Genomic DNA, 357 nt, shown 5'->3' with positions numbered 1-357 from the left:
CCGATGGCGTACAGGCTCGCGCTGCCGGAAATCTGGCCGTACTCGTCGACCGCCTGGCTCCAGGCGAACGCCGCGGTCAGCACGGTCAACAGCAGCAGGATGCCGGTCTTGTTGGCGGAGCCGTTGAGGGTCATGGCCTGGCCGGTCGACACGCCAGAGGCCGGGGCGCCGGACAGGTTCAGCGCCGGGAAACCAAGATAGCGTTGCAGCTGCAACGGCGCCTCGGTCCAGTGCGGGGAGACCAGCTCGGCTTCAGCCCGCAGGAGGCCGCTGGCTGGAATGCACTGGTCGAGCGCCCGCACGGCATCGTGCTGGTCACCGGCCCGACCGGCTCGGGCAAGACCACCACCCTGTATT

The 357-nt window shown here is 68.9% G+C and carries 2 pseudogenes; one reads left to right on the top strand and one right to left on the bottom strand.

What is annotated here, in order from left to right:
- Positions 1 to 182, bottom strand: a pseudogene (locus ABGA94_RS13470) (hypothetical protein); the annotation flags it as partial.
- 57 nt (positions 183 to 239) lie between these two features.
- Here ABGA94_RS13470 and ABGA94_RS13465 point away from each other — a divergent pair.
- Positions 240 to 357, top strand: a pseudogene (locus ABGA94_RS13465) (ATPase, T2SS/T4P/T4SS family); the annotation flags it as partial.

The sequence above is a fragment of the Stenotrophomonas sp. 3diitr2024 genome (genome assembly GCF_042136455.1).
In the GTDB taxonomy this organism is placed as follows: domain Bacteria; phylum Pseudomonadota; class Gammaproteobacteria; order Xanthomonadales; family Xanthomonadaceae; genus Stenotrophomonas; species Stenotrophomonas sepilia.
Note: the sequence above shows the minus strand (reverse complement) of the source record. Positions and strands in the feature narration are given on the sequence as shown.